General features: G+C 67.9%; 8 protein-coding genes. 5 read left to right on the top strand and 3 right to left on the bottom strand.

What is annotated here, in order from left to right; all coding sequences use genetic code 11:
• Positions 1 to 269: 269 nt before the first annotated feature.
• Positions 270 to 761 carry a methylated-DNA--[protein]-cysteine S-methyltransferase gene (locus AC1DCU_RS09270; RefSeq protein WP_025877732.1) on the bottom strand — a complete coding sequence of 164 codons (492 nt, stop codon included), beginning with the start codon at positions 759 to 761 and terminating at the stop codon, positions 270 to 272.
• The gene (locus AC1DCU_RS09265) at positions 758 to 2,236 is read right to left on the bottom strand and encodes a DNA-3-methyladenine glycosylase 2 family protein (RefSeq protein ID WP_478013605.1); all 1,479 of its coding nucleotides are present in this window, start codon (positions 2,234 to 2,236) and stop codon (positions 758 to 760) included. The genes AC1DCU_RS09270 and AC1DCU_RS09265 overlap by 4 nt, the downstream gene beginning before the upstream one ends.
• Positions 2,237 to 2,697: 461 nt before the next feature.
• Between AC1DCU_RS09265 and AC1DCU_RS09260 the strand changes: the two genes are divergently transcribed.
• From AC1DCU_RS09260 to ubiM, 4 genes are all read left to right on the top strand, one after another.
• Complete coding sequence (locus tag AC1DCU_RS09260) at positions 2,698 to 3,861, top strand: COG3904 family protein (protein WP_032975753.1); 1,164 nt, start codon at positions 2,698 to 2,700, stop codon at positions 3,859 to 3,861.
• Positions 3,862 to 3,919: 58 nt separating this feature from the next.
• Positions 3,920 to 4,465 carry a DUF4019 domain-containing protein gene (locus tag AC1DCU_RS09255; RefSeq protein WP_032975755.1) on the top strand — a complete coding sequence of 182 codons (546 nt, stop codon included), beginning with the start codon at positions 3,920 to 3,922 and terminating at the stop codon, positions 4,463 to 4,465.
• A 12-nt stretch (positions 4,466 to 4,477) separates the two neighbouring features.
• On the top strand, positions 4,478 to 4,867 hold the full coding sequence (locus tag AC1DCU_RS09250; protein ID WP_088100440.1) for an MAPEG family protein: 390 nt from the start codon (positions 4,478 to 4,480) through the stop codon (positions 4,865 to 4,867).
• An 80-nt stretch (positions 4,868 to 4,947) separates the two neighbouring features.
• Complete coding sequence (gene ubiM, locus AC1DCU_RS09245) at positions 4,948 to 6,126, top strand: 5-demethoxyubiquinol-8 5-hydroxylase UbiM (protein ID WP_033830692.1); 1,179 nt, start codon at positions 4,948 to 4,950, stop codon at positions 6,124 to 6,126.
• Between the two features lie 15 nt (positions 6,127 to 6,141).
• On the opposite strand, the gene AC1DCU_RS09240 is transcribed toward ubiM, so the two are convergent.
• Positions 6,142 to 6,363 carry an RNA-binding S4 domain-containing protein gene (locus tag AC1DCU_RS09240; protein ID WP_025877723.1) on the bottom strand — a complete coding sequence of 74 codons (222 nt, stop codon included), beginning with the start codon at positions 6,361 to 6,363 and terminating at the stop codon, positions 6,142 to 6,144.
• A gap of 270 nt (positions 6,364 to 6,633) precedes the next feature.
• Between AC1DCU_RS09240 and AC1DCU_RS09235 the strand changes: the two genes are divergently transcribed.
• Positions 6,634 to 8,562, top strand: a complete 1,929-nt coding sequence (locus AC1DCU_RS09235; protein WP_025877722.1) for a DEAD/DEAH box helicase — start codon at positions 6,634 to 6,636, stop codon at positions 8,560 to 8,562.
• Positions 8,563 to 8,623 lie beyond the last annotated feature (61 nt).

Below are 8,623 nucleotides of genomic sequence, written 5' to 3'. Positions count from 1 at the left end.
CTCAAGGCGGATCGATCCCCGCCTGAGCGCACCAGAGGGCGTTGCTCCTGAGGCTGCCGGCCAGCGGCCGGCACTACCGTGCCCGTTTACCGGAAGGGCTGGCGCTCCTCCAGCAACACAGTTGCTACAAGGACGTACTTGCGGCGTCCCCGCAACCCGACACCGCCCCGACCACCCTCGGATAGACCGCTTTGGACGTTGATGTTGACGTTGACGTTGATGTTGCTCTGGCTTGTAGCGGGTGCAGGGCGCAGCCCTGCCTCCAACCCTCATGCAAACAGCGGTGCCTGTCGCTGCTCCAGCCGCAACAACGCCGCTTTGGTTTCCAGGCCGCCACCGAAACCGGTCAACGTACCGTTGCTGCCGATCACGCGATGGCACGGCAGCACGATCGGCAACGGATTGCGGCCATTGGCCGCGCCGACCGCACGGGTCGCCGTCGGCTGACCCAGCTGCTGCGCCAGCTGCAGGTAGCTCCAGGTCTGGCCGAAGGGAATCAACGCCAGCGCATGCCAGACGCGCAGCTGGAACGGCGTGCCATGCGGTGCCAGCGCCAGGTCGAAACCGCTGCGCTCACCGTGCAGGTACTGCAGCAACTGTTCGCGCGCCTCCGGCAATGCGCCAGGCGCGTAATGCCAGTGCTCGCGGCCGCGCGCAGGATGGCGGTTTTCCGGGAACAGAACGTGGGCCAGGCCATTCTCATCCCCGGCGATGGTCAGTTCACCGATCGGTGTATCGAAGCGATCGAACAAGAGGTTCATGAGGGTTCTCCAACGAAAGTGCCGGACAGGTGCCACAGATGCAGCACGGCATAGGCGCGCCATGGTCGCCATGATTGCGAACGGGCCTCGGTGGCGCGTTCGCTGAGGCGCTGGCCCTGCGCGTGGCCCAGCACCTGCTGCAGCACCAGGTCACCGGCGGGGAAGGCATCAGGCTGGCCGAGCCCGCGCAGGGCAATGTACTGCGCCGTCCACGGGCCGATGCCGGGCAGGGCCACGCAGCGGGCGACGAATTCCTCCAGTGCCTGCCCCGGCCCGAAGTCCAGCTGGCCGCTGGCGCAGGCTGCGGCGAGGGCGCGCACGGTGGCGGCGCGGCTGCGTGGCAGGCCGATCGATTCCAGCGGCGCGTCGGCCAGTACGTCCGGCGCTGGAAACTGACGGTCGAATTCGGACGGCATGCCGGGCAGGTGCGCACCGTAGGCATCGACCAGCCGGCGCGCGAACGTGGTGGCCGCGGCCACGCTGACCTGCTGGCCCAGTACCGCGCGCACGCCCACCTCGAAGCCGTCCCATCCGCCTGGCACGCGCAGGCCGGGGCGCTCGGCGATGCCGCGCGCCAACAGCGGTTCATCGCCCAGCGCTGCGTGCACCTGCTGCAGGTCGGCGTCCAGGTCGAACACACGGCGCACGCGGCGCACGATGTCCGGAATCAGGCGTGGGTCGACCGCGCCCAGTTGCAGGCGCAGCTCGGGCCGCTTCGGGTCGGCGGTGACGCGCAGCAGGGCGGGGCGCTCGGCTGTGCTCAACACGCGCTGGTAACTGTCTTCACCGATCAGTTCGATGCCGGGCAGGCTGCGCTTGCGCAGGAAGGCCAGCATGCGGGGGAAATCCAGCGGCGGTCGATAGCCCAGGCGCAGCACCAGCCCGCCATCGTCGGCGGCCAGGGGATGGTGTTGGCGGCGAAGTACGGTGGGCGCCATGCCGCAGCCCTGCAGGAATGCCGTATTGAAGCGGCGCAGGCTGTTGTAACCAGCGGCCAGTGCCACGTCGGTCACCGGCAGCGTGGTTTCGGTCAGCAGCTGCTTGGCCAGCAGCAGGCGATGGGTTGCGTGGATCTGCCCTGGCGTTGCGCCCAGCCGTTCGACGAACAGGCGTTGCAGCTGGCGTGCGCTGAGGCCGATCTTTCCTGCCAGCTCGGCCACCGGCTGGTCCTGCAGGAAGCCGGCATGGATCAGCGCCAGGGCCCGCTGCACGGCCTGTCCGGCCAGCGCCTGTTGTGCCAGCGGGGCCAGCTCGGGGCGGCAGCGCAGGCAGGGGCGATAGCCGGCGGACGCAGCGGCCGCAGCCGTGGGGAAATAGGTGATGTTGCGCGGCTTCGGTGGTGGCGCCGGGCACACCGGCCGGCAGTAGATGCCGGTGCTGCGCACGGCGGTGAAGAATACGCCGTCGAAGCGTGCATCACGGGCCAGGCGAGCGCGATCGCAGGCGGCAGTGTCGAGGGCGAGTGCGGTATCCATGGCGCCAGTCTAGGCGCCTGCGGGCGGTAGTACTCGCCATATTCGGACATGGATGCTGGAGGGGCCTGGCCGGGCTGCGCCCGGCACCCGCAAAGGCAACGGCAACGGCAACGGCAACAGCGGGCTAGCCGTGGGATGGCGGGGTGGGTCCGGTTGCAGGGGACGCTGCAAGTACGTCCCTGTAAGCTTGGCCGCGGCATCCATGCCGCGGACACCCCTGCAACCGGATCCACCCCGCCTTCGACAGATTTCCGCGAACTGTCGAGATGGCATGGCCTGCTCTTGGTGGGTGTCGACCTTGGTCGACATGTAGATCCACGCCATGCGTGGATGGGAAGGGGGAAGACACTGGAATGGGAAATGACGGTACGTGAGGGTCAGAACAGGTTCAGTGGCGGGCGCTGAATGCGCGCCATGGACGGGTAGACTGTGGTTCTTGCCTGTCTGAATCCGGTTGCCCGATGTCCGCCAAACTCCGCTGGTTGCCCCTGTTATTCCTGGCCCTGGCGGGCTGCAGCCAGTTGGAGAACCCCGGCAACGTCACCGCTGCCGACAAGGCCACGCGGGCCCCGGCCAGCGATGGCGAAAACATGGTGTCGATCAATGCCGCCGATGCGCCGCCCCCGCCGGCACAGGCGCGCAGCCGGGCTGATCGGCCCTGGCCGCAGGCGCAGCTGGAAAACGGCAAGGCCTGGGTCAGCTGCACCACCGATTACGCTGGCGACGGCGGCGATGGCATTGAACTGGAAGGCCTGCAGCGCGAACAGTTGAAGCAGGCGCTGGCGCCGTGCGCCGAGCGTGGCCTGCTGCGCGTGCGCTACAACGGCAAGATCAACCCCGGGTTTGCCGAGATGATGTGGCGGCTGGCCGTGGTCGCCGACGAGCTGCAGATCCACAAGCGCATCCTGGATCTGGATTCCAGCGGTGGCCAGGTGGAATCGGCCATCGTTGCCGGCGACAGCATCGGCGAATCCGGCTGGACCATCTGGGTGCGCGAGGGCTCGATCTGCCACAGCGCCTGCGTGTTCGTGCTGGCTGCCGGCGACAACCGCCTGTTGACCGGCAAGGTCGGCATCCACCGCATGATGCGCATCAGTTCCAAGGCCACTTCGCGCGCAGAGCTCAACCGCGAACTGCACGAGGTCTATGACAACGTGAAGGATTATCTGCAGCGCAATGGTGTGGCGGTGGGTGTGGCCGACCTGATGATGACCGTGCCCAACCGCAGCCTGCGCCTGCTGACTGCCGAAGAGCTTCGCCAGTACGGCCTGGACGGGACCAACGCCGTGCAGGACGACCTGGAGCGGATCAAGCAGATGCGTACCTGCGGCGACGACTTCGTGCAGCGCAAGGATGCGTTCCTGGTGGCGTTCGACCAGCAGTGCAAGCGCGACGGTGCCGACATGGAATCGATCAACAGCTGTGGCCAGTCGCTGAAGCAGCGCTTCGGCTTCCCCGACCCGGTGTGCCCGGAGGAAAGCCCGCTGTCGGAGATCGACGTGGCTACGCTGCCACCGGCACCGCCGGAGCAGCCGCCGGTGGCCGAGCAGCTGCCCGCGGCATCGGCGGCACCGGCGGCGCAGGCCGAGGCGGGCGCGGTGGAAGGCAGCGTCCAGGCGCGCTGACGGTCCACTCACTGCGCTGGCGTAGACTGCGGTTCTTTCCATCGAACCGGCGGTGTCCATGAAGCGCGTGCTCCTGCTGCTGTCCCTGTTGCCCCTGGCTGCACTGGCGCAAACGCCGGCGCCGGCCACGCCCGCACCGGCCCCGGCTCGCCCCGCGCCGAGCGCACCGACGGCCGCGAAGCCGGCCACTGCTGCCGCGCCGGCGTTGAGCCCGGCCCAGCAGGCGCAGGTGCAGAAACAGGACGCGGAAATGGGCAGTGCCGCATTGAAGGCCGCGCAACTGGTCGACGCCAATCGGGCCGGTGAGCTGTGGGACGGCGCCTCGGCGGTTGCCCGCCGCGCAGTGCCCAAGGCGGCCTTCGTCAGCCAGCTTGCGGCAGACCGCACGCGTCTTGGCGCGCTGGCCGGGCGTGGCCAGCCGACCATCACCCGCGTGAAATACGCTGCAGGTGCTGCGGTGCCCGAAGGCCTGTACATCAACGTCAGCTTCCCGACCCGCTTCGCCAACAGCGCGCAGCCGGTACGCGAGCTGGTGTCGTTCCGCTTCGACGAAGACCAGACCTGGCGCTTGGCCGGCTACAGCCTGCGCGCATCCAGCCCCTGACGGAGATCGACGATGGCCACCGAACTGACGATGCTGGCGTGGGCGATGCTGCTGGGTTTCGTCTACATCTTTGCCGCCTCCACCGTGGTCACCCGCGAGCGCGGGATGAAATGGAACGCTTCTGCACGAGACGACTCGTCCAAGCCGCTGAGTCCACTGGCTGGACGACTGCAGCGGGCGCAATCCAACTTCTTCGAGACCTTCCCGTTCTTCGCCGCCGCTGCGATTGCGGTGATGCTGGCCGGGCGTGGCAGCGACACCACCGCGCTGGCGGCGCAGGTCTACTTCTGGGCACGTGTTGTCTACCTGCCGCTGTACGCAGCCGGCGTGCCCTATGTGCGCAGCCTGGTCTGGCTGGTGTCGATCGTGGCGATCCTGGCGATGGTGTTCGCGCTGCTGTGACGCGCAGCTGATCCAGATCAAGGCCGGTCAGGCACGCAGCGCTATGCTGGCCGCGACTGGATCAACGGCAGGAGGCGCGCATGCGCAGGATGGACGTGGTGGTGGTCGGCGCCGGACCGGCCGGGCTGTGCTTTGCGCGCGCGCTGGCCAGCACTGGCCTGCAGGTGGGGCTGGTCGAGGCACAGCCGCGCCAGGCCCTGGCCGAGGCGGCCTTCGACGGCCGCGAAATCGCCCTGACCCATGCCTCGCGGCAAAGCCTGGAACAGCTTGGCCTGTGGCAGCGCCTGCCCGAAGCCGAGGTTGCCGAACTGCGCGACGCGCGGGTGCTGAACGGAGGTTCGCCCTTCGCGCTGACCTTCGCCAGCAGCCAGGTCGATGGCCAGCCGCTGGGCTGGCTGGTGCCCAACCATCTGATCCGCCGCGCGGCCTGGCAGGCGGTGCAGGGCCAGGACGGGCTGGAATTGTTTGATGGCCGCAAGGTGCAGGCGGTACGCGCCGACAGCCAGGGCCACGTGGTGCGCCTGGACGATGGCAGCGAGCTGCATGCGCGGCTGCTGGTATGTGCCGACAGTCGCTTCTCCGGCACCCGCCGCATGCTCGGCATCGGTGCGCAGATGCGTGACTTCGGCAAATCGATGCTGGTCTGCAGGATGCAGGTCGAGCGCGATCACCACCACACGGCGTGGGAGTGGTTCGGCTATGGCCGCACGATGGCGCTGCTGCCGCTCAACGAAGGCCAGGCATCGGCGGTGATCACCCTGCCGCCCCGGCAGATCGAAGCGCTGCTGGCGATGGATGAGATCGCGTTCGGGGAGGCCATCAGCGGCTTCTTCGAACACCGCCTGGGACGCATGCAGCCGGTGGCCACGCCACAGGCCTATCCCCTGGTCGGGGTATATGCGCACCGCTTTGTCGGCGAACGTTCGGCACTGATCGGTGATGCCGCAGTGGGCATGCACCCGGTCACCGCACATGGTTTCAACCTGGGCCTGGCCAGCGCGCAGCGGCTGGCGCAGGGCATCGCCGAGCAGCAGCGACGTGGAGCGGACATCGCCGCGGCCGGCATGCTGGGCCGCTACCAGCGGGGGCATCGGCTGGCGGCGCGGCCGCTGTATGAAGCGACCAATGCGATTGCCAGCCTGTATACCGACGACCGTCGTCCGGCGCGCCTGTTGCGGGCGGCCGGGTTGCGGGTAGCGCAGGGGGTGGCACCGTTCCGGCAGTTGATTGCCGCCCACCTGACACAGCGCGTGGCCTGACGGCCACGCGGTGACTTACGCGGCGGCCAGGACGCGGATCTGGCTGTCGTTGAACTCGACCACCTGGCCTGCGCGGATCTTGCAGGCCTTGCGCAGCTCGACCTCGCCATCGACCAGCACCAGGCCTTCGCTGATGACCATCTTGGCTTCGCCGCCGCTGGTGACCAGGTCGGCCAGCTTCAGCAACTGCTTGAGTTCGACGTAATCGCCGTCGAGGTCGAATTCGAGGATCTGCATGGAACGGGTTTCCTGGGGCAGGCGCTGCAGGACAGGGGCCCGCGGCGGTAAAATGGGCGCCTATTGTGCGCCACGGCGGGCCGTAACGGCATGCCGTTGGCTTCCTGTACACCTTGTTCAGGCACAGTGCGGTATCATTCCGCTCTGAGCGAGTAAAACCTCAGCTCCAACCGAGCAGCGCCAGGGCACGCGATAAGAAGGGCGCCCAAAGCGCGGAATCCCCCTTTTTTTTCGCCTGCCATGCTCGTGGCAGTGCCTTCGGAGTTCCCCATGTCCCAAGAAACCCAAGCGCAGCTGCAGTTCGCGCAGCTCGGCCTGTCCGATTCTGTCATGCAGGCTGTCACTGCCATCGGCTACGAAACGCCGTCGCCGATCCAGGCTGCCACCATCCCGGCGATGCTGGAAGGCCGCGACGTGCTGGGCCAGGCCCAGACCGGTACCGGCAAGACCGCGGCCTTCGCGCTGCCGGTGCTGTCCAACATCGACCTGCAGCAGATCAAGCCGCAGGCCCTGGTGCTGGCCCCGACCCGCGAGCTGGCCATCCAGGTTGCCGAGGCGTTCCAGTCCTATTCCTCCAAGATCCCCGGTTTCCGCGTGCTGCCGGTGTACGGCGGCCAGCCGTACGGCCAGCAGCTGACGGCCCTGCGCCGCGGCGTGCACATCGTGGTCGGTACCCCCGGCCGCGTCATCGACCATCTGAACCGCAGCACGCTGGACCTGTCCGAGCTGAAGACGCTGGTGCTGGACGAAGCCGATGAAATGCTGCGCATGGGTTTCATCGACGACGTCGAAGCGGTGCTGAAGAAGCTGCCGGAGAAGCGCCAGGTGGCGCTGTTCTCGGCCACCATGCCGCCGGCCATCCGTCGTATCGCGCAGACCTACCTGAAGGACCCGGTCGAAGTCACCATCGCGACCAAGACCACCACCTCGGCCAACATCCGCCAGCGCTACTGGTGGGTGAGCGGCATGCACAAGCTGGACGCGCTGACCCGCATCCTCGAAGTCGAGCCGTTCGACGCGATGATCGTCTTCGCGCGCACCAAGGCCGGCACCGAAGAGCTGGCCAGCAAGCTGCAGGCCCGTGGCCTGGCCGCTGCCGCCATCAACGGTGACATGCAGCAGGCCCAGCGTGAGCGCACCATCGCCATGCTGAAGGAAGGCAAGCTGGACATCCTGGTCGCCACCGACGTGGCTGCTCGTGGCCTGGACGTGGAACGCATCAGCCACGTGCTGAACTACGACATCCCGTACGACACCGAAAGCTACGTGCACCGCATCGGCCGTACCGGCCGTGCCGGCCGCAGCGGTGAAGCAATCCTGTTCGCCACCCCGCGCGAAAAGGGCATGCTGCGCCAGATCGAGCGTGCGACCCGCCAGCCGATCGAAGAAATGCAGCTGCCGAGCGTGGAAGCGGTCAACGACAACCGCATCAACAAGTTCACCTCGCGCATCACCGAGACGCTGGGCCAGGGCGGCCTGGACTTCTACCGCCAGCTGCTGGAGCGTTTCGAGTCCGAACAGAACGTGCCGGCCATCGAAGTGGCCGCCGCACTGGCGAAGATGATGCAGGGCGATACCCCGTTCCTGCTGCAGCCGCCGGTGCGTGCACCGCGCGAAGAGCGTGCGCCGCGCGAGCGTTTCGAGCGCACTGAGCGCCCGGAACGTGGCGACCGCAACGAGCGCGGCCCGCGCTTCGAGCGTGGCCCGCGTCGTGACGATGCCGAGGGTGGCTTCGAGCAGCGCCCGCGCCGTGACGTGCCGCCGCGCGGTGCACCGGAGCAGGGCATGGAGACCTACCGCATTTCGGTCGGCCACCAGCATGGCGTGAAGCCGGCCAACATCGTCGGCGCCATCGCCAATGAAGCCGGCCTGGAAAGCCGCTTCATCGGTCGTATCGACATCCACGACGACTTCTCGCTGCTGGATCTGCCGGCACAGATGCCGTCGGACGTGCTGACCCACCTGCAGAAGGTCTGGGTGTCCGGCCAGCAGCTGCAGATGCGCCCGTTGGCCGCCGGTGAAGAGGTCAATCCGGCGCCGCGTCCGTTCAAGCCGCGCTTCGACAAGCGTGGTCCGGGCGGTCCGGGTGGCCCGGGAGCTCCGCGTCGCAGCGGTCCGGGTGGCCCCGGCGGCGACCGCGACAGCCGTCCGCCGCGTCGTGATGGCTTCAACAAGCCACGTGGCCCGCGCAGCTTCTAAGCCGCGCTGAAGTAGACGAACAACGCCAGCCTCCGGGCTGGCGTTGTTGTTTGCATGGCGC

The sequence above is a fragment of the Stenotrophomonas sp. 10L48 genome (genome assembly GCF_056395105.1).
The sequence above is the reverse complement of the archived record's forward strand: the minus strand, read 5'-3'. Positions and strand labels throughout refer to the sequence as shown.